The organism is Actinosynnema sp. NPDC020468 (genome assembly GCF_040642015.1).
GTDB lineage: Bacteria > Actinomycetota > Actinomycetes > Mycobacteriales > Pseudonocardiaceae > Actinosynnema.
Map to the genome: position 1 here is coordinate 51662 of NZ_JBFAEO010000017.1, position 21239 is coordinate 72900.

General features: G+C 73.7%; 11 protein-coding genes. All 11 read right to left on the reverse strand.

Annotation, left to right across the window (positions count from 1 at the left end; genetic code table 11):
* Positions 1 to 8: 8 nt before the first annotated feature.
* The 11 genes from fabG to AB0G50_RS14765 all read right to left on the reverse strand — a co-directional run bounded on the left by fabG (position 9) and on the right by AB0G50_RS14765 (position 21192).
* The gene (gene fabG / locus AB0G50_RS14715; protein ID WP_360107406.1) at positions 9 to 749 is read right to left on the reverse strand and encodes a 3-oxoacyl-ACP reductase FabG; all 741 of its coding nucleotides are present in this window, start codon (positions 747 to 749) and stop codon (positions 9 to 11) included.
* Positions 746 to 1666 (reverse strand): beta-ketoacyl synthase N-terminal-like domain-containing protein, encoded by a 921-nt coding sequence (locus AB0G50_RS14720; protein WP_360107409.1) that lies wholly within the window; start codon positions 1664 to 1666, stop codon positions 746 to 748. The genes fabG and AB0G50_RS14720 overlap by 4 nt, the downstream gene beginning before the upstream one ends.
* Positions 1663 to 2874, reverse strand: coding sequence for a beta-ketoacyl-[acyl-carrier-protein] synthase family protein (locus tag AB0G50_RS14725; protein ID WP_360107412.1), 1212 nt, complete (start codon positions 2872 to 2874; stop codon positions 1663 to 1665). Before AB0G50_RS14725 ends, AB0G50_RS14720 begins: the two co-directional genes overlap by 4 nt.
* Entirely contained in the window at positions 2874 to 3134 is a 261-nt protein-coding gene (locus AB0G50_RS14730; RefSeq protein ID WP_360107415.1) for an acyl carrier protein, read from the reverse strand. The genes AB0G50_RS14725 and AB0G50_RS14730 overlap by 1 nt, the downstream gene beginning before the upstream one ends.
* On the reverse strand, positions 3131 to 4105 hold the full coding sequence (gene sbnA / locus AB0G50_RS14735; RefSeq protein ID WP_360107418.1) for a 2,3-diaminopropionate biosynthesis protein SbnA: 975 nt from the start codon (positions 4103 to 4105) through the stop codon (positions 3131 to 3133). Before sbnA ends, AB0G50_RS14730 begins: the two co-directional genes overlap by 4 nt.
* Before the next feature lie 40 nt (positions 4106 to 4145).
* Complete coding sequence (aroF, locus tag AB0G50_RS14740) at positions 4146 to 5033, reverse strand: 3-deoxy-7-phosphoheptulonate synthase (RefSeq protein ID WP_360107421.1); 888 nt, start codon at positions 5031 to 5033, stop codon at positions 4146 to 4148.
* A gap of 450 nt (positions 5034 to 5483) precedes the next feature.
* Positions 5484 to 6722 carry an MFS transporter gene (locus tag AB0G50_RS14745; RefSeq protein ID WP_360107423.1) on the reverse strand — a complete coding sequence of 413 codons (1239 nt, stop codon included), beginning with the start codon at positions 6720 to 6722 and terminating at the stop codon, positions 5484 to 5486.
* Between the two features lie 595 nt (positions 6723 to 7317).
* Positions 7318 to 14457: an amino acid adenylation domain-containing protein gene (locus AB0G50_RS14750; RefSeq protein WP_360107426.1), complete on the reverse strand. Its 7140-nt coding sequence runs from the start codon at positions 14455 to 14457 to the stop codon at positions 7318 to 7320.
* Positions 14454 to 19307: an amino acid adenylation domain-containing protein gene (locus tag AB0G50_RS14755; protein ID WP_360107429.1), complete on the reverse strand. Its 4854-nt coding sequence runs from the start codon at positions 19305 to 19307 to the stop codon at positions 14454 to 14456. Before AB0G50_RS14755 ends, AB0G50_RS14750 begins: the two co-directional genes overlap by 4 nt.
* Positions 19304 to 19519 carry an MbtH family protein gene (locus AB0G50_RS14760; protein WP_360107432.1) on the reverse strand — a complete coding sequence of 72 codons (216 nt, stop codon included), beginning with the start codon at positions 19517 to 19519 and terminating at the stop codon, positions 19304 to 19306. The genes AB0G50_RS14755 and AB0G50_RS14760 overlap by 4 nt, the downstream gene beginning before the upstream one ends.
* Positions 19516 to 21192 (reverse strand): condensation domain-containing protein, encoded by a 1677-nt coding sequence (locus AB0G50_RS14765; RefSeq protein WP_360107610.1) that lies wholly within the window; start codon positions 21190 to 21192, stop codon positions 19516 to 19518. The genes AB0G50_RS14760 and AB0G50_RS14765 overlap by 4 nt, the downstream gene beginning before the upstream one ends.
* Between the last annotated feature and the right edge of the window lie 47 nt (positions 21193 to 21239).

Genomic DNA, 21239 nt, shown 5'->3' on the forward strand with positions numbered 1-21239 from the left:
TGATCACGTCAGCCGCCGAGCCCGCCGTGGACCTCGAGCACCGAGCCCGTGACGTACGAGGCGCGGTCCGAGCTCAGGAACGACACCAGGTCGGCCACCTCGTCGGGGGTGCCCGCGCGGCCGAGCGCGATCCGGTCGAGCATCCGCCGCCGCACGTCGTCGGGCAGCCCGCCGGTCATGTCGGTGTCGATCAGGCCGGGCGCGACCACGTTGACCCGCACGCCGTACCGGCCGACCTCACGTGCCAACGCCTTGCCGAACCCGATGATCCCGGCCTTGGCCGCCGAGTAGTTGGCCTGACCGGGGTTGCCGTGCAGCCCGGACACCGAGGACAGCGCGGTCAGCACGCCGGCCCGCCGCTTGAGCATCCGGAACACCACCGCGCGGCTGACGTGGAACGCACCGTCGAGGTTGGTCCGCAGCACGTCGCCCCACCGGCTGTCGGACATCGTCACGAGCGGCCCGTCCTGGACCACGCCCGCCGACGTGACGGCGACGTGCACCGGCCCGAACTCCTTCTCCACCCCGGAAACCCACTCGGTCACGGCCTTGGACTCGGTGACGTCGACCCGCACCGCGCGCACCCGCGCGCCCAGTTCCACGAGCTCCTTCTCCAGCGAGGTCGCGGCGGCCTCGTCGGAGCGGTAGGAGAACGTCACGTCGTACCCGTCGCGGGCCAGCCGCAGCGCGCAGGCGCGGCCGATTCCCCGTGAGCCGCCGCTGATCAGCGCGACCCGGTTGTCCGTCACTGTGCTTCCCCCGTCGAGTCGGCCAGGCGCAGCAGCGCACCGGCGGTGGTGCCGTCGGCATCGTGGGCGAGCACCAGCACGTGCTCGCCGGGCTCACCCCGGCCCAGCGCGGTGGCCAGGGCGAACGCCCCGGACGCGGCGCCGGTGTCGCCCAGGCCCGGCTCGGGCAGTCGGCGCGTGACGGCGTCCGGGAACCCTTCCACCGGCCCGAGCACGGCCCACACGTCCGACCGGTCGAGCCCGGCGCGGCGCAACAACGCCGTCGCGCAGGTCTCCGGTGGGCCGAGGACTCCGTGCGTGGCAAGGACTTCCGCCAGCACGGGTCGCGGGCCGCCGGCGCGTTCCAACCGCACGACCGCACCGCCCTCGCCCAGCGGTCGGACGCCGTGCGCGGCGTGCTCGACCGCGGTGCGGGACGGTGTCGACTCCTCCACCGCGCCCACGAGCACGGTGTCCGCGCGGTCGGCGACGAGCAGCCGGGCCGCGTAGCCCAGCGCGTGCAGCGCGGCGCCGGTGCCACCGGCCAGCGTGGTGTTGGGACCCGTGACGCCGTACCGCATCGCGCACTGGGCGGCGGCGCAGTTCATGGTGCCGCTGGGGATCGTCTTCGGGTCGAGGTGGTGCGGCCGCTTCTCGGTGAGCGAGGACCGCATGTGCTCCATCTCGGTGTGCAGGCTGCCGGACGTGGTGCCCAGCACCAGTCCGGCGCGGTCGCCGGTGTCGACGTCCGCCACCAGTTCCTCCAGCGCGGCCAGGGCGAGCAGGCTCGCCCGGTCCAGTCGCACGCCGCCCTGGCCGGGGGTCGCCGGCACGTCCGGCACGAGCGGATCCGCCGGTGTGGAGCCGAGTCCGGCCAGGAACGCGGCGCGTCCCCGACCGTGCGCGGACACCGCCGACCAGCCGGTGATGACGGTCATCGGCCGTACCTCCCGAACAGCACCACGGCGTTGTCGCCGCCGAACGCGAACCCGTTGTTCTGCACCACGTCCAGCTCCGCGACCCGCGCCCGGTTGGGCACGCAGTCGACCTCGCACGCCGGGTCGGTCTCGCGGTGGTTGATCGTGGGCGGGATGAACCCCTCGGTCAGCGCGAGGCAGCAGGCGATCGCGGCGATGGCCGAGGCCGCGCCCATCGCGTGGCCCAGCATGGACTTCAGGCCCACCAGCGGTGGCGGTGCGTCGCCGTAGACGTCGCGCAACGCCTCGCACTCGGTGCGGTCGTTGAGCTTCGTGCCGGTGCCGTGCGCGGAGACGAAGCCGACCTCCTCGGGTTTCACGCCCGCGTCGTCCAGCGCGGACCGCATGCACCGGGCGATGCCCGACCGCGACGGCGACACCGGGTGGTCGGCGTCGCAGGTGAGCCCGTAGCCCAGCACCTCGGCGTGGATCCGCGCGCCGCGCGCCCGTGCCGAGGCCAGCGTCTCCAGCAGCAGCACGCCCGCGCCCTCACCGGTCAGGATCCCCTTGCGGCCCCGGTCGAACGGGCGGCACGCGTCCTTCGCGATCAGGCCGAGCCGGTGGAACGCGGCGAAGGTCTTGCGGCTGATCGCGTCCGCGCCGCCGACCACCGCGTACTCGGCGTGCCCGTGCCGCAGCGCGTCCACGCCGTCGCCGATGGCGTAGTTGCCCGCCGAGCACGCCGTCCCGATCACGTAGGCGTCCACATCGGACAGTCCCAGCTCGGTGGCGACGGAGGTGGCGATGCCGCGGCTGGACACCCGTCGCGCGGCCACCGGGTCCAGCGGCCGGCCCCGGACCTCGGCCGTGGTGAGCGCGTCCACGTCCTGCGACTCGCCGTTGGTCGTGCCGATCGACACCAGCCCGCGCCGATCCCGCAGCACGGCCAGGTCGGTGTCGGCCACCGCCATCCGGGCCGCGGCGGCGGCGAACTGGGCGGCCCGGCCGAGATCGGCGGGGTCGAGCGCGCGCAGCCACCGGGACGGCGTGAAGTCGGCGACCTCGCACACCACGTCGGACGGAAAACCGGTGGCGTCGAACGCCGTCGCCGGTCCCGCGCCCGAGCGGCCGGCGCGCAGGCCGGCGGTGAAGTCCGCCGACCCGACGCCGATGCTCGACACCACGCCCATCCCGGTCACGACCACCCGGCGGGCGTCGTCGGCGGGCATCAGTCCCGGTCCCAGCCGGCGGCCTCGGCCACGACCTCGTAGACCGCGTCCAGGGTGACCAGGCGGACCACGTCCTCCTGGTCGATCTCGACGTCGAACTCCTTCTCCAGCGCGGCGAGCAGGTCGATGGCGCTCAGCGAGTCCACGCCCAGGTCGTCCACGAACCGGGTCCGCTCGGTCAACTCGTCCGCGTCCACCTCGAAGGCGGCGACCGCCAACTCCTTGATCCTCGCCCTGCGCCCGGTGATCGTCGTGCTCATCGGTGTCCTGCCCTTCCGTTCGGGGCCGCCAGGACCTCGGGTCCGTAGTTGGCGGCCAGCCAGTCGTCGTCGTAGATCGAGTCCAGGTAGCGCTCGCCGAGGTCGGGTGACACGGCGACGGCGGTGCGCGCGCCGTTGGCCGCCAACCACCCGGCCGCGCCGGCCAGCACGGTGCCGGTGGAGCCGCCGAACAGGAAGCCGCGCGCCGCGAGGTCGCGGCACACCCGGATGGCGTCCGGCTCGGCCACGTGCACCACTTCGTCCACATAGGATGGTTCGAGGATCTCCGGTCGCACGCCCGCGCCCAGTCCCGGTATCAGCCGGCGCCCCGGCGTGTCGCCGAACGTCACCGAGCCCGCCGCGTCCACCGCCACCACCGTCGCCGGGTGGCCCTGGTCGTGGAAGTACCGGGCGCAACCCATCAGCGTGCCGGTGGTGCCCGCGCCGACGAACAGCACGTCCACCTCCGGGAACCGGCGCAGGATCTCCGGTCCGGTGGTCCGGTAGTGCGCGCGCCAGTTGTCCGGGTTCGCGTACTGGTTGAGCCACAGGCAGTTGTCGTCCGCGGCGCACATCGCCCGCACGTGGTCCAGCCGCGCGCCGAGGTAACCCCGGTCGCCCGCCTCGGTGTCGACCACGTCGACGCGCGCGCCGAACGCCCGCATCAACCGGACCGCGGCCGGGTTGCACCGGATGTCGGTGACGCACACGAAGCGGTGGCCCCGGTTGGCCGCGATCATGCTCAGCGCCACGCCGAGGTTGCCCGACGAGGACTCGACGATCGTGGTGTCCGGGCCGACCAGGCCCAGCTCCTCCACCGCGCCGATCATCGCCGCGGCGGCCTTGAGCTTGACCGAGCCCGCGAGGTTCAAGCCCTCGCACTTGAGGAACAGCGTGCCGCCGAGCACCCCGGACAGGTCGACGTAGAGGTCGTCCACGTTGAACTCCTGCGGCGCGGAGATCACTGGCATGCCGGGCTCCCGGGCGGTCGAGGGGTCGGGCGGACGCGGTTCACCGGGCGACCGGCCGGGGTGCGGACGCGCCACCGGTCGCCACCCGACCGGTCAGCAGCGGCACTTCCTGCACCAGGCCCGCCAGCGCGTCCATGTCGGCGGGGCCGAGCGCCTGCGCGCCGTCGCACAGCGCGGTGGCCGGGCGCGGGTGCAGCTCGATGATCAGCCCGTCCGCGCCGACCGCCATCGCGGCCCGGCTCAGCGGCAGCACCAGGTCGCGGCGACCGCCCGAGTGCGACGGGTCGACCACCACCGGCAGGTGGGTCAGCGCCCGGGCCACCGGCACGGCCGCGATGTCGAGGGTGTTGCGGGTGCTGCGCTCGAACGTGCGGATGCCGCGTTCGCACAGCACGATGTCGAGGCAGCCGGACGCCGCCACGTACTCGGCGGCCATCAGCCACTCGTCCACGGTCGCGGACAGGCCGCGCTTGAGCAGCACCGGCCGACCCGCCGCGCCGACTGCCCGCAGCAGCGCGAAGTTCTGCATGTTGCGCGCGCCGATCTGGAGCATGTCGGCGTGCGCGGCGACCAGGTCGACGTCGCGGGTGTCGAGCACCTCGGTGACGATCGGCAACCCGGTCTCCTCGCGGACGTCGGCGAGGATGCGCAACCCGGCGGGGCCGAGACCGTGGAACGAGTAGGGCGAGGTGCGGGGCTTGAAAGCACCGCCGCGCAACAGGACCGCGCCGGCGGCCTTCGCCATCCGGGCCGCCTCCAGCGTCTGCTCGGCCGACTCGACCGCGCACGGCCCGGCGATGAGGGTGAACGTGTCGGGTCCGATCACGGCGCCGCCGACGGCGACCGCCGAACGCCCGGTCCGGCTCTCCGCACCCACCAGCGGGTACGGCGCCGCGGCGCTCCCGTTCTCCCGACGGACGTCGGACATGGCCACTCCAAGGTTCGGTGGGACGGTTGTTTCCGGTCGCCCGCGACGGCGCGGACGACCCGTTGTAGGGCCGTTGTGTCTCGGCCGCCAGGTCCGGCGGCCCGGCTGTTAGGCCCCGCAGCCCCGTTGCCGGAGCCGACGGCCCCGTTGCCAAGTCCGACGGCCCCGTTTCGAGGTCCAGCGGCCCGGTAGCCAGGGCGCGGCGACCGCTTGCCAGGTCCGACGGCCCGCCAAGCCCGATGGCCCCGTTTCGGAGTCCAGCGGCCCGGTAGCCAGGGCGCGGCGGCCCTTGCCAGGTCCGACGGCTCCGTTTCGAGGTCCAGCGGCCCGCTTGCCAGGCCGCGCCCCCTTGCCGGAGCCGACGGCCCGGTTGTCGGGAGTTGGCCGCCAAGGCCGGCGGCCCGGTTGTGGGAGCCGGCGACCCCGTTGCCAGGGCCGGCGGCCGGGTTGCTAGGGCGCGACGGCCCGGTCGACCGACCGGATTCCCTTGCCCAGCGCGGCGAGCAGTGTCAGCAGTGCCATCGCGCCCGCCACCGCGATGACGGTCCCGGCCACGCCGAACCGCTCCAGCGCGACCCCGCCGAGGGCCGAGCCGAACGCCAGCGGTCCGTACGCGATCAGGGTGGCGATGCCCGCGATCCGGCCGCGCATCTCCATCGGCACGATCACCAGCAGGTGCCCGCTGATCCCGACGGTCCAGACCGCGCCGACGTACGCGGCGAGCCCGAACACCAGGCCCAGCACCACCGGCTCGTCGCTGAACGCCAGCACGGGCACCAGCAGCGTCCACGCCAGGTTCGCGCCCACCACCATCCGCGCCAGGCTGACCCGCTCGACCCAGCGCGGTCCGCTCAGCGCGCCGAGCACACCGCCGACCCCGGCCGCGCTGGTCACCAACGTGGCGGTGAGCGTCGTGCCGCCGCCCGCCTTGACGATCACCAGCACGGCCAGCACCAGGATCTGGAACAGCAGGTTGCTCGCCGCGATCAACCCGACCGCGGCCCGCGCGAAGTGCTGCCGCCACATCCACACGCCGGCCTCGGCGAGTTCCGCGAACACCCGTCGCGGTGCGACCACCCGTTCCTCCTGGAGCCGACCCTTGATCCGCAGCAGTGTGCCGAGGGCGGCGAGGTGGGACAGCGCGGTGAACACGAACGGCGACCAGGCGGAGAGCCACATCAGCGCGCCGGCCGCGGGCTGCCCGAGCAACCCGGCCGCCCGTTCCCGCGCCTCGTTGCGCGCGGTGGCGGGCAGCAGCAGTTCGGGTTCCACCAGGCTGGGCAGGGCGGTGCGCTCGGCGATCCGGTAGGCGACGGTGAACGCGCCCTCCACGAACCCGACCAGCGCCAGGTACCACGGCAGGATCCCGTAGAGCAGGAAGGACGCGGGCACGGTGCCGATCACCACGAGCCGCCCGACGTCGCACACCACCATCAACCGCCGCCGGTCGACCCGGTCGGCGAGGACGCCGGCGGGCAACTGCACGAGCAGGTAGGGCAACTGCGCGACCGACGCCACCAACCCGGCGACGACGGCGGACCCACCGGACCACAGCACGACGAGCGGGTAGGCGCAGGCACTGACCTGCGACCCCATGAACGACAACCCCGCGCCCAACCACAACCGCCGGAAGTCCTTGTTGCCGCGCAACGTCGGCACCCGGACCCCCTCCGGCCGCACGGCGGTCACCGCGCACCCCGCCCGGCCGGCCGCACGTCCCACTCACCGGACCACGCCGACGAGACCCCGGACCGCGCGCCGGGCGATGCCTGCGCGGCGCACGACCGCAGTGCGAACACCCGCCGCAACCCGCACGGCAGCACACCCGAACCAGCCGACCGGCGAACCCGACCACCGCGCCAGGCGGCCGCCGAAGCACCCGGCAGCACCAAGTCCCGCGCACTGTCCGGCTCATCGCCACGAGTGGTCGGGCACGCCCCAGCACCTGATGGTCGGCGCGGACTCGGCCACCAGCGCGATGCCGGTCGCCGGGTCGGCCGGGGTCGCGGCGCGGGGTCCGGCGCACTGGCATCGGCGGGCGATGCCCACGCATCGGCCGACTGCGCCGCGAACACCCGACGCAATGCCCGTTGCCGCTCACCCGAAGCCGACCAGCCGGGGCAGAACGCGGCTGCGGATTCTCCCGGCGATGCCGCGTGCGACACCCATGGCGATCCGGCACCCGCCAGCCGATCCTGCGTGCCCGACTCAGCGACCGATCGGGACGCGTCACTCGACCGCGGTGCGAACACCCGTCGCGTCGTGGTCGGCGGACGCCCCGCGATCATCGGTCACCCCGCGGCACGCCCAGGCCGTCCAGCAGGGCCACCGTGTCCGGCGCGGCCAGCACGCCGTGGTGGTCGCCCTCGACGCGGTGCACCGTCACGCCGCCCGCCGCCAGCTCGCGCCACCGCTCCAGGTACCGCTCGTACCCGAACCCGCGCCGCACCGGGTGGTCGACCGCGCACTCATCGCTGATCACCAGGTGCACCGGCGTCGTGCCCACCGGGTACCGGTACGCCGACATCGCCGCCGCCAGCTCGCGCATCCGGTCGATCTGGGTCACCAGCGCGTCCCGGTCGAGCACCACTTCACGCACACCCGCCTCCGCCAACAACTCCCGCAGCTCGGGGTCGTCCACCGACACCCCGGTCGCGAGCACCGCGGCGATGCGGTCCGACAGCACGTCCCGGGTCGCCACCTGCGGCGCGCCCGTCGGATCGCCCGTGGGGTCGATCAGCACCAGGCTCGACGCCGGCCGACCCGCGTCCTCCAGCTGCCGCGCCATCTCCCACGCCAGCGTCGCCCCGGACGACCAGCTCACCAGGTGCAGCGGCCCGGACCCGGTGATCTCCGCCAGGTACCGGGCGGCGAGCGCGGCCAGGTCCACCGGACCGCGCCCCACCTCGTCCGGCGCCTCGAACGCGCCCACGGGCCGGTCCGCGCCGATCGCGTCGGCCAGGCCGACGAACCAGTGCACCCCGCCACCCTGCGGGTGCGCGCAGTACACCGCGTCCCGACCACCACCGGGGTTCAGCCACACCAGCGACCGACCATCCACAGTGGACGTACCGGCGCCGGCGAGCCGGGCGATCGTCCGGTGCTCGAACACGTCCCGCACGGTGAACGGGAACCCGGCCACCCGCATCGCCGACACCAGCGTCAACGTCCGGATCGAGTCACCGCCGACCGCGAAGAAGTCGTCCTCGACACCCACGTCGTCCAGCTTCAGCACGGTCCGCCACACCTCGGCCAGCGCGACCTCCTCGGGCGTCCGCGCCGGCACCAGCACCCCACCGGCCAACGCCGCCCGACCGGGCGCGGGCAGCGCCTTGCGGTCCACCTTCCCGTTGGGCGTCAACGGAAGTTCGGCCAGCGGCACCAGCGCGGTCGGCACCAGGTGCTCGGGCAGCGCCACCGCCAACGCGGACCGCACCGCCTCCGGCCCGACCGAGCCGACCAGGTACCCGACGAGCCGATCGGCGTGGATCGCCGCGGCCGCGTCCCGCACACCGGGCACCGCCAGCAGCGCCGCCTCGACCTCGCCCAGCTCGACCCGCCGACCGCGGATCTTGACCTGGTTGTCCCGCCGCCCCAGGAACTCCAACTGCCCGTCCGCCCGGTACCGCACGCGGTCGCCGGTGCGGTAGAGCAGGCCGGGTTCGAACGGGTCGTCCACGAACGCCCGCGCGGTCGTCGCCGGATCGTTGAGGTACCCGCGCCCGACACCGGCGCCGCCCACGTACAGCTCGCCCGGAATTCCGATCGGCACCGGGTGCCGACGGGGCCCGAGCACGTACAGCCGGGTGTTGCGGATCGGCCGGCCGATCGGGGTCAGCGGCCGGTCGAACGGCGTGTCCGCGGCGAGGAACGCGTGCGTCACGTCGTCGGAGCACTCGGTGGGCCCGTAGGCGTTCACCATCGGCACGCCGGGGAACCGGGCGAACCACCGCACGCACAAACTGGGCGGCAACGCCTCGCCGGTCACCACGAGCCGGCGCAACCCGGTCAGGTCCGGCAGCGGCGCGCCCGCGTCCCAGTCGTCCAGCGCCGCGCGCAGCAACGACGGCACGACCTCCAGGATCGCCACATCCTCCTTGTCCACCAAGGAGAACAGCGCGCTCGGATCGGCGGCGGTCACCCGCGTGACCGCGCGCACCCGACCGCCGACGATCAGCGGCGCGAGCATCTGCCACACCGACACGTCGAACGTCAGCGGCGCGTTCTGCACCACCGAGTCCGCGTCGGTCAGCTCCAGGTCCTCGACCTTGGCCAGCAGGTGGTTCGCCATGCCGCGCCGGTGCACCATCGCGCCCTTGGGCGCCCCGGTCGAACCGGACGTGTAGATCACGTACGCCAGGTCCTGCTCGTCACCCAGCGGCGGCACCCACTCGTTCTCGGCGTGCGCCGCGTCGTCCAGCACGATCGCGGTGACGGGCCGGTCGGCGGTCGCCGCGGTCAGCAGCCCGAGGTACTCGGGCGCGACGAGGACGACGGAAGCCCCGCTGTCGGCGAGCATCCCGCCGATCCGGGCCGCCGGCGCGTCGGTGTCCAACGGGATGTAGGCGCAACCCGCGCCCAGCACGCCCAACACGGCCGTGACGAAACCCGCGCCCGCGTCGGCCAGCACCGGGACCACCGACCCGACGGGCAGGTCCAGCCGCGCGGACACCGCGCTCGCCCGGCCGACCAGCTCGCGGTAGGTGAGCGCCTCCCGGTCGTCCACCACGGCGATCGCGTCGGGCGTGCGCCGGGCCACCGCGCGGACCTGCTCCACCACGCCGACCGACGGCAGCGGCGCGTCGGTGCGATTCCACCCGTGCAGCAGGAGTTCCCGCTCGGCGGGCGCCAGGAACGTGGCGTGCGCGTCGCCGTCGAGGTCGGCGACCATGGCCTCCAGCACGGCCCGGTACAACCCGAGCAGCCGCTCGCCGTTGGCCCGGCTCAGCACGCCGGTGTTGGTGTCCAACAACAACGCGTCGCGCATGTTGGTGATCGTCAGGTCGAACTCGTTGGGGCTGTCGTCCATCACCGTGTCGTGCTCGACCATGTCCGCGTCGACCACGTGGAAGTCCAGGTAGATGAAGAACGTGTCGACCAGCCGGGTCGTCGCGCCGACCTCGCGGTGCATCTCGTGCAGCGGGAACCGGCGGTGCGGCCACATCTCCACGTGCCCGGCGAACGTCCGCTTCACGAGCTCGCGCCACGTCGACGCCTCGCGGTCGAACGTGAACGGCACGGTGTTGAGGTACAGGCCCGCGACCCGGTCGGCGCCCAGCAGCTCGGGCCTGGTGTCGCAGACGATGCCCGCGGTGAACCGCTCCTCGTCGGTCAGCATCGCCAGCACGCTGAGGTACGCCGCGTGCGTCACGGCCTTGAGCGGCACGTCCGCGCGCCGCGCCACGTCGCGCAACGGGGTCATCAGGTCGGTGATCGACGCCGCGAGCCGGTACCGCTCGACGGGTTCGTCGGACGCCCACGTCGCCGGAAGCTCGAGCTTCGGCGTGCCGCGCACCAGGTCCCGCCAGTACTCGCGGTCCGAAGTGGACTCCAGCGCGGTCAGCTCGGCGGCCACCGCGTCGGCGAACCGGACGGTGGTGGGCGGCGGTGGCATCGACACCGGCTTGCCCGCCTGCAACTCGAAGTACGCGGTCAGCAGGCGCATCAGCAGGGTGTGGAAGCTCCACCCCTCCAGGATAGGGTGGCACTCGGTGATCGACACCCACCAGCCGTCGTCCACCACGTGCGCGAAGTAGCGCAGCAGCGAGGGCCGACCCAGGTCGAACGACCGCCGCCGCTCGTCCACGGTCCACTCGCGGATCGACGCCTCGGCCTCCGCCCGGCTCAACCCGCGCAGGTCACGGTGCCCGGTCTCCAGCACGGCGTGCTCGCGCACCAGCTGCATCGGCGTCGAGAAGCCCTCGAGGTGCAGCGAGGTGCGCAGGATCTCGTGGTTGCGCACCAGTTCCGCGGCCGCGCCGAACAGCGCGTCGGGGTCGAACCCGGCGGAGTCCTTGACCTTGAAGGAACTCACGTTGTGGTAGTGGTTGCCCGCCTTCTCGTACGACGTCGCGTCGTCGTTGCTGGCCAGCATCTCCACCAGCATCACGACCTGCAACCGGGTCATCGGGTAGGCGTCGACCACGTCGGCGGGCAGCGCAGCCCGGTCGTCCTCCGAGATCAGCGCGAACCGCTCCACCGGCGCGACGTCCGGCGTGTCGCCGACCAGCCCGTCCACGAACTCGGCGAGCCTCGCGACCGTGCGGTGCTCGAACACGTCCCGCACCGACACGTCGAACCCGCCGACCCGCAGCGACCCGACCAGCGACACCGCGCGGATCGAGTCGCCGCCCAGGTCGAAGAACCCGTCGTGCACGCCGACCGCGCCGACCTCCAGCACGTCGCGGAACACCGCCGCCAGCCTGGCCTCGGTGGGCGTGCGCGGTGCGACGACCTCGGCCTGGCCGCGCATCGCGGTCTCGTCCGGCGCGGGCAGCGCGCGCTCGTCCAGCTTCCCGTTGGGGGTCAACGGGATCGCGGCCACGCCGACGAACGCGGCGGGCACCATGTGTTCGGGCAGCGTCGCGCCCAGCGCCTCCCGCAGCGCGGCCGGGTCCGGGACCTGCTCCCCCACCAGGTAGGCGACCAGCCGCTTGTCGCCGGGCCGGTCCTCGCGCAGCACCACGACCGCCTCGCGCACGCCCGGCACCGCGGTCAGCGCCGCGGTGATCTCGCCCAGCTCGATGCGGAACCCGCGCAGCTTGACCTGCCGGTCCGACCGGCCGAGGAACTCCAGGCTCCCGTCGGGCAGCCGGCGCGCCAGGTCGCCGCTGCGGTAGACCACGGCGTCCGCCGGCCCGAACGGGTCGGGCACGAACCGCTGCGCGGTCAGCTCCGGCCGGTCCAGGTAGCCCGCGGTGACACCCGGTCCGCCCACGTGGATCTCGCCGGTGACGCCGAGCGGCACCAACCGGCCGGCGCGGTCCAGCAGCCGGATCGTGAGGTCGTCCAACGGGAAGCCGACCCGGTTGGGCGCGCCCGGCAGCAGGTCGTCGGCGGTGAGCCGGTGGAACGTCGAGTGCACGGTGGTTTCGGTGATGCCGTACATGTTGACCAGCTCGGGCCGGTCCAGGCCGAACCGCGCGACCCACGGCGCGAGGTCGACGGGTTCGAGCTTCTCGCCCGCGAACACCACGGCGCGCAGCGCGGAGTGGTCCCACCGCTCGTCGTTCGCCAGCGCCACCAGGCCGCGGAACGCCGACGGGGTCTGGGACAGCACCGTCACGCCGTTGTCCACCAGCAGCGCCAGGAAGTCCTCCGGCGAGCGGGACACCGCGAACGGCACCACGACCAGCGTGCCGCCGTGCAGCAGCGCGCCCCACAGCTCCCACACCGAGACGTCGAACGAGTAGGAGTGGAACAGCGACCAGGTGTCGTGCGGCCCGAACCCGAGGTGCCGGTCCGACGCGGTGAACAGCCGTGCCACGTTGGCGTGCGTGACGCGCACGCCCTTGGGCCGACCGGTCGACCCCGAGGTGTAGATGACGTACGCCAGGTCGCCCGGCTCCGACGCCACCTCCGGCACGGTCGCCGGGTGCGCGGTGAGCGCGTCGTCGTCCAGCAGCACGACCTGTCCACTGTGGACGGCCCGCACCGCCTCCAGGTGCCGCGAGGTGGTGACGACCACCCGCACCCGGGCGTCGGCGATCATGAAGCCGAGCCGGTCGGCCGGGTACGCCGGGTCCAGCGGCAGGTAGGCCGCGCCGGACTTGGTCACGCCCAGCAGCGCGGGCACCAGGTCGCCGTCGCGGTCCAGGCTCACGCCGACCAGGTCGCCGCGGTCGACGCCCAGCGAGCGCAGGTGGTGCGCGAGCCGGTTGGCCCGGCCGTCCAACTCCGCGTAGCTCAGCCGGTCCTCGCCCGCCACCACGGCGGTCGCGTCGGGCGTGCCGACGACGTGGTCGGCGAACAGCTCGTGCAGCGCCCGGTCCGGCGTCGGCACCGGGTGGTCCGAACGACCGAGCAGCAGGGAGCGTTCCTCGGCCGAGAGGAAGTCCAGCGCTCCCACCGAGGTTCCCGGGTCGGCCGCGATCGCGGTGAGGAACCGGGTGAAGTGGCCCGCCATCCGCTCGACCGTGGCCCGGTCGAACAGGACGGTCGCGTACTCGAACACGGTGCCGAGCGAGCCGTCCGCGAGGTCGGCGACCCGCAGCGCGAGGTCGACCTTGGCGACCTGCCAGGACTGCTCGACGTGCTCGATGCGCACCCCGGCGACCTCGGCCGGGCCGGGCGGCAGCTCGTGGGTGGTGAAGGCGGCCTGGAACAGCGGCGTGATCGACAGGTCGCGCTCGGGCTGGAGGTCGTCCACCAGCCGGGCGAACGGCACGTCCCGGTGGTCGAACGCGTCCAGCACGGTACCCCGGTTCGCCACCAGGAAGTCCACAAAGGACTGGTCGGCGTCGACGGAGGCCCGCAGCACCAGGTTGTCGATCAGGTAGCCGAGCGTGCCGGCCAGGCCGGGGTCGGTGCGGCCGGAGACCACGGTGCCGACGGTGATGTCGTCCTGACCGGTGATCCGGGCGAGGTAGCACTGGAACGCGGTCAGCAGCAGCATGAACGACGTCGCGTTGCGCGAGATCGCCAGGTCCCGCAACGCCTTCGCGGTCGCCGCGGGCACCACGGCCTCCACCGCCGCGCCGGCCCAGCCGCGCACGGCGGGTCGGGGCCGGTCGGTCGGCAGCTCGAGTCGCGGCGGGTTCGCGAGCTTCTCCCGCCAGTACCGCAGGTCCGGCTCGACCCGCTCGGGCGAGAACCAGTCCTGCTGCCACGCCGCGAAGTCCGCGTACTGCACGGCGGGCTCGGGCAGCGGCACGGGCAGGTCCAGCAGGTGCGCGTGGTAGCACGCGCCCAGCTCGCCCAGCAGGATCTGCTGGGACACCTGGTCGGACGCGACGTGGTGGAACACCGCGACCAGCAGGTGCTCCTCGTCGTGCACCCGGATCAGGGTGATCCGCAGCGGGTGGTCGTGCTCCAGGTCGAACGGCGTCCGCGACTCGGTGTCGGCCCGGTCCCGCGCGGCGGCCTCCCGGTCGTCGGCCGGCACGTCGGCCAGGTCCACGACCTCCCAGCTGGGCGCGCCCGCCGGGTCGACCACCTGCACCGGCTGGTCGCCGACCAGCTCGTGCCGGGTGCGCAGGATCTCGTGCCGGGCGACGATCGTGGTCCACGCGCGGCGCAGTGCCGCCACGTCGAGCGGACCGCGCAGCCGCAGCACCAGCGGCACCAGGTACTCCGCGCTGTCGGGCGCCAGCCGGTTGAGGAACCACAACTGGCGCTGGCCGAACGACAGCGGCAGCGGTCGGGTGCGGTCGGCGGGCGTGATCGCGCCCGGTTCGGCGGACGTTCCGGTGTGGTGCGTGGTCATGCCAGTCGCCCTTCGATCGGACCGGTGGTCGTGGTGGGTTCGCCCGGTGGTCGCTCGGCGTCCTCGATGAGGGCCGCCAAACCCGCGACGGTCGGTCGGTCGAACAGCGCGCGCACGCCGATGTCGTAGCCGAGTTCGCGGCGGATCAGCGAGGCCAGCTTGGCGGCGACGAGCGAGTGCCCGCCCAGCGCGAAGAAGTTGTCGTGCGGCCGGACCTGCTCGCCCAGCACCCGCGACCAGATCGCCAGCAGCTGCTCCTGGAGCGGCGTCACCGCGTCCTCGACCTGCGCCTCTGCCGGGGTTCCGGGGTCGGGCAGCGCCTTGCGGTCCACCTTCCCGTTGGCGGTCAACGGGAACGCGTCCAGCGGCACCAGCGCGTCGGGCACCTGGTGCGCGGGCATCCGGGCCGCGAGGAACGCCCTCAGCTGCGCCGGGTCCGGGTCGCCGACGTGGTAGCCGATCAGCCGGCCGGCCGCGGTGTCGTGCACCAGCACGGCTTCCCGCACCTCGGGGTGCGCGAGCAGCGCGGCCTCGACCTCGCCCAGCTCGACCCGGAAGCCCCGGATCTTGACCTGGTTGTCGGCGCGGCCGCGGAACTCGACGTCGCCGGTGGCCGTGACGCGGCCGAGGTCGCCGGTGCGGTAGAGCCGGGAACCCGGCGGCCCGAACGGGTCGGGCACGAACTTCTCCGCGGTCAGCACGGGGTTTCCGGTGTAGCCGCGCGCCACGCCGACGCCGCCCACGTGGATCTCGCCGACCACGCCGATCGGCGCGGGCCGCAGGAACTCGTCCAGCACGAGCATGGTGGTGTTCGGGATGGGCGTGCCGATGGACAGGTACTCGCCCTCCCAGGGGGTGTCCGCGTCGAACAGCGAGTTGCCCACGGTGATCTCGGTCGGCCCGTACTCGCCGGTGAACCGGGTGTCCGGCTGTCCCGTCGCGGTACGCCAGCGCTGCGCCAACGACGCCGGCACCCAGTCGCCCGCCGCGCTCACCACGGCGGCCAGCGGGGTCGGCGGCTCGCCCTCCAGTTGATGCAGCACGAGTTCCAGCTGCGCGGGCGCGGCCTTGATGAACGAGAACGGCGCGGCCTCGACCAGCGCCCGGCCCAGCTTCGCCAGGTCCAGGTCGTGGTCGAGCAGGTGCACCGGCTGGCCGGTGAGCAGCGGGGTGAACAGGTTCGGCAGCGCGAGGTCGAACGCGAGCGAGGAGAACAGCGGCGCGCCGCCCGCGCCCCGGGACGCGTAGGCCTCGATCGTCCACAGCAGATAGTTGGCGAGCCCGAGGTGGTGCGCCGCCACGCCCTTCGGCCGACCGGTCGAGCCGGAGGTGTAGATCACGTAGGCCAACCGGTCGAGGTCGTCCTCGACGTCGGGCGGCAGGAACGAGGCGCGGGCGATCTCGGCGGCGTCACGGTCGACCACGAGCCGGCGGCCGGCGAACCCGCCGACCGAGCGCTCCAGCGTCGAGTCGGTGACCACGACGGCCGCCGCCGAGTCGGCCAGCACGAGTTCCACCCGGTCCGCCGGGAACGACGGGTCCAGCGGCACGTACGCGGCGCCCGCCTTCCACACGCCGAGCAGGCACGCCACCAGGTCGACACCGCGTTCCAGCAGCACGCCGACCACGGTCTCCGGTCCCGCGCCCGCCGCGAGCAGCACGTGCGCGAACTTGTTGGCCCGCACCTCCAGCTCCTCGAAGGTGGTCGGCATTCCGGCCGAGACGAGCGCGGTCGCGCCCGGCACCTCGGCCGCCCACTCGCTGATCATCCGGTGCACAGGCGCGGCGGGCAGGGCGTCGGCGGTGTCGTTCCACCGGCGCACCAACAGGTCCAGTTCGTCGGGCGCGACCAGCGCCACCGCGGCGACCGGCACGTCCGGTGCGGCCACCAGTGCCGCGGCCAAGGTCGCGAAGTTCGCGCCCAGCCTGCGGATCGTGCCCTCGTCGAACAGCGCGGTGGCGTACTCCAGGATGCCCTGGACGCCGCCGTCGGGGTGCCGGCGCGCGATCAGCGTCAGGTCGGTCTTGGCGGTGCGCCAGATCTCGCCCAGCAGCGCGTCGGACTCGGCGTTGGTCGCGGCCACGCCGCCCTCGTGCAGGTCGAAGATCACCTGGAACACCGGGGTGCGGGACAGGTCGCGGTCCGTGCCGAGCTCCTCCACCAGCCGCTCGAAGGCGATGTCGGCGTTGCCGAACGCCGCCGCGCACGCGGCCCTGGTGTCCGCCAACGCCTCGGTGAACGTCCGATGTGGACGGACGCGGTTGCGCAGCGGCAGCGAGTTGAGGAAGAAGCCGACCACGTCGTCGGCGTCCCGGTCGCGGCCGGACACCGGGGTGCCCACGGCGAAGTCCCAGGAACCGCTGTAGCGGGCCAGCAGCACGTCGAACACGGTCAGCAGGGTCATGAACGGGGTCGCGCCGTGCGCCCGGCCGAACGCCACCAGCGCCTCGGCCTCGGCGGGCGTGAGGGTGAAGTCGAGCGCCGCGCCGCGCGAATCCCGTTCGGTCGCGCGGGGTCGGTCGGTGGGCAGCTCCAGCGCGGGCACACCGGCCAGTTCTTCGCGCCAGTGCGCGGACTGCGCGTCGAGCACCTCGGTCCGGGCGCCGCGTTGGCGCAGCGCGTGGTCCGCGTACTGGCCGGACGGCGCGGGCAGCTCCTCCCCCGCGCACAGCCGGCGGAACTCGTCGGACAGCACGACCACCGACCGGCCGTCGCACGCGATGTGGTGCAACGTGATCAGCAGTCGACCGGCCTCGCCCGGGCGGCGGACCAGCAGCGCCCGCCACACCGGGCCGTGCTCCAGGTCGAACCCGCGCGCGATCTCGCCCGCGAACACCTCGACCGCGTGGTCCGGGTGTTGTTCCACGGCGCGGAATCCGACCGGCGCCGGCGCGTCGATCTCTTGGTACGGCTCGGAATCGTGCGACGGGTAGCGGGTGCGCAGCACCTCGTGCCGCTCGGCCAGCGCGTCCAGCGCCTTCCGCACGGTGTCGGTGTGCACGTCGGCGGGTACCGTGAGGAACACCGGCACCACGTACTCCTGGTCGCCCCGGCGCAGTTGTTCCAGGAACCACAGGCGTTGCTGGCCGTGGGACAGCGGCAGCCGGTCCGGTCGGGCCGCCGGCCGCTCGGGCGCGGAGGCCATCGGCGCCGCGGCGGCCACGAGCGCGGCCTGGGCGCGGACCGTGGTGGCGGAGAACAGGTCGCGCAGCCCGACGTCGCGCCCGGTGGCCGCGCGCAGCCGCTCGGCGAGCCGGGTGATCAGCAGGGAGTGGCCGCCGCGCTGGAAGAAGTCGTCCTCCGCGCCGACGTCGGCCACGTCGAGCAGGTCCGCCCACACTCGCGCGACGGTCCGCTCCTCGGGGGTCGCGGGCGCGAGCCAGCCGTGCGTCGCGGTGTGCTCGGAGAGGTCCAGCGCGCGCAGCGCCGACCGGTCCGGCTTTCCGCCCAGGGTGACCGGCAGGTCGTCCAGCGGCACGAACAGCGTCGGCACCAGGTAGTCGGGCAGCCGGTCCCGCAGGAACGACCTCAGCTCGCCGGGCGCGACCTCGGTGCGGGTGACGACGAACGCCACCAACCGCTTGTCCTCGCCCGACGGCACCGCGACCACCGCGCCCGCCTTGACCTCGGGGTGCCCGAGCAGCGCGGTCTCCACCTCGGCCGGTTCGATCCGGACGCCGTTGACCTTGATCTGCCCGTCCAGCCTGCCGAGCCACTCCAGCACGCCGTCGTCGCGCCAGCGCACCCGGTCGCCGGTGCGGTACATCCGCGAACCCGGCTCCCCGTAGGGGTTCGGCACGTACTTCTCGGCGGTCAGCGCGGAGTGGGCCCCGTAACCCCAGCCGACCTGGACGCCGCCGACGCACAGCTCACCCGGCACGCCCAGCGGTACCAGCTCGCCGAACTCGTCCACCACCAGGATGTGGCACCCGTCGAGCGGCCGGCCGATCGGCACCGGTCCCGTCGTCAGCGCCGGGTCGCACAGCAGCTGGGTCTGGTCGACGCAGCACTCCGTCGGGCCGTAGGTGTTCCAGAGCACGACGTCCGGGAGCAGGTCCCACACCCGGTGGCACAGCTCGGCGTGCAGCAGCTCGCCGCCGGTGGACATCCAGCGCAGCGTCGTGCACTCGCGCAGCAGCGGTTCGGCGACCAGCAGGCGCAGCACCGACGGCACGGTCTGCAACACCGTGGCCCGGTGCCGGATCACCGCCTCGAGCATGGTGCGGGCGTCGCGTTCCGCGCCGTCCGGCGCCATGATCAGCACGCCGCCGCTGACCGGTGGCGAGAAGAGTTCGGTGACGGAGGCGTCGAAGGGCAGCGCGCTCTTCTGGAGCCAGCGGTCCTCGGGACCGAGGTCGCGGTCGGCCACCGTGGTCAGAACGCGGTTGGTCACGTTGCCGTGGCTGAGCATCGCGCCCTTGGGACGGCCCGTGGAACCGGAGGTGTAGAGGACGTAGGCGAGGCTGTCGGCGACCACCGGTACCGCGGGCACCGGCTCGTGCCCGGCGACGAACCGGGCCACCAGCTCGGAGGTCAGCACCTCGACGCAGCCGGACTCGGCCTTGATCCGGGCGACGCGCTCCTCTGGGTGGTCCGGGTCCAGCGGCACGTACGCCGCGCCCGCCTTCCAGATGCCCCACAGCGCGACGGGCAGGTCGACGGCGCGGCGCATCCGCACGCCCACCACCGTGCCGGGGCCGTGGCCCGCGGCCAGCAACCCGGCCGCGACGCGCCCCGAGGCGACGTCGAGCTCTTGGTAGGTCAGGGATTTGTGGTCGTCGACGACCGCGACGGCGTCCGGGGTGCGGGCGACGACGTCGGCGAACAGGTCGGGCAGCAGGCGCGTCACGCGGACTCCCGGTCGAGCCGGCGGCGGACGCTCAGCGGCGTGATGTCCGTCCACATGAGACCGATCCAGGACAGGCAGTCCTGTTTGGACGCCGGTTCGCCGACCGGGTGCCACCCGGCGGGCACGTCCCGCTCGACCGGCCAGACGCTGTGCTGGCCCTCGTCGTTGACCACGACGCGGTACCGGGGCGCGCCGTCGATTTCGTCCGTCATGAGCGTTCTCCTCGGGCCGGCCCGCCGGTCGCGAAGGCGAGCAGCCGGGCGCGTTCGGTCTCGTCCATCAGGGGCACGGCGGCCACCGGCCGATCGGGGTCGGTCGCCGCCGCCCGGAGCAGGCGCACGTAGTGGTCGCCGAGGCGTTCGGCCGTGGTGCGGTCGAACAGGTCGGTGTCGTACTTGAGGGCGCAGTGCACGTCCGCGCGGCTGCGGATCACCTCCAGGGTCAGGTCGAACTGGCCGGCCTGCTGCGGCACGTCCACGCCGACCAGGCGCAGGCCCGCGTGGTCGACCTCGTGGCCGTCCTCGCGGGTGGCGAGGGCGAGCAGGGGGTCCGACGGGTCGACCGAGATCATGCTGACGGCGACCGTGGCCAGCGGGGTGGCGTCGGAGGGCGCGGACAGGCCCAGCGCGTGCCGCAGCAGGGCGAACGGGTAGTCGCCGTGGGCGGTCGCGGCGCTCAGCTGCTCGCCGACCGCGCGGGCCAGGTCGCGGAAGGTCACGCCGGGGACGCAGCGGGCGCGGAGCAGGAGGCGGTTGGTGAAGTAGCCGACGACGCCGCGGTGGGAGAGGGAGAGGGCGGACTGCGCGTCGCAGCCCAGCAGGAACTCGCGTTGCGCGGAGTGCCGGTGCAGCAACGCCTGGAACACCCCGATGAGGTGCCGCACCGGGGTGACCTTGAGGGCTCGCGCGGTGGGACCCAGGGTCGTGACGACGTCCGGCGGGAGTTGGAAGGCGTGCACGGCTCCCCGGAACCGCGGGCGGGCGGGGCGGGGTCGGTCGAACGGCAGCTCGAGGCTGGTGGGCGCTCCCACCAACGCCGTCCGCCAGTACTCGGCCGCGTCCCGTCCCCGGTCCGAGTCGAGGAACCCGCGCTCCGCCGCCACGAAGTCGGCGTAGGTGTGCCCGGACTCCTTCTCGGTCAGCTCGCCCCGGTAGGCGTCCAACACCTCGCGCACCACCCGGACGAGCGACCCGAAGTCCATCGCGATGTGGTGCACCACGAACACCAGGACGGCGTCGTCCACCCCCACCCGCACCAGCACCACCCGCACCGGCCCCTCGTGCTCCAGCCGGAACGGCACCGCCACCTCGGCCCGAGCCAGCGCCGAGGGATCGACCGCACCGCCCCCGACCGCCGACGGGCCGCCATCACGACACTCGCGCGACTGATCGTCAGATTGTTCAACGAGCGGATTGTCGAACAATCCTTCATTCCCACGATCACCCGCGCGAGGCACGGAGGGCTCACCTGCGGCAACACTGGATGAGGATTGTCCAATCAGAGGATTGTTGAACGATCCTTCGAGGTGAGACGGCGCGGCTGCCGGAGTCAAGGATTGGGTGGCCGCTGCCGTGGAGGGCCGAGTAACCGCCGGGATGGACGGCTGAGCGACCGCCGGGGCGGAGGATTGGGTGACCGCCGGGGCCTGGGGCCCAGGGGTGGCCGGCTGGGTGCTCGACCCGGCGGCGTCGCGGACCACGAGGCGTGGGGCGGCGGCGGCGTCCACCACTCGGCGCGGGGTGCCGTCGGACTCGGTGAAGCGGGAGCGGAGCAGGTCGTGGCGGGCGGCGACCTCGGTGATCGCGCGGGCGAGGGTGTTCGGGTCCAGTGGGCCCAGGACGCGCATCGACCACGCCATGTTGTAGGCCGCGCTCTCCGGCGCCATCCGGTGCAGCAGCCACAGAGCCTGCTGGCCGACGGACAATGCGCTTT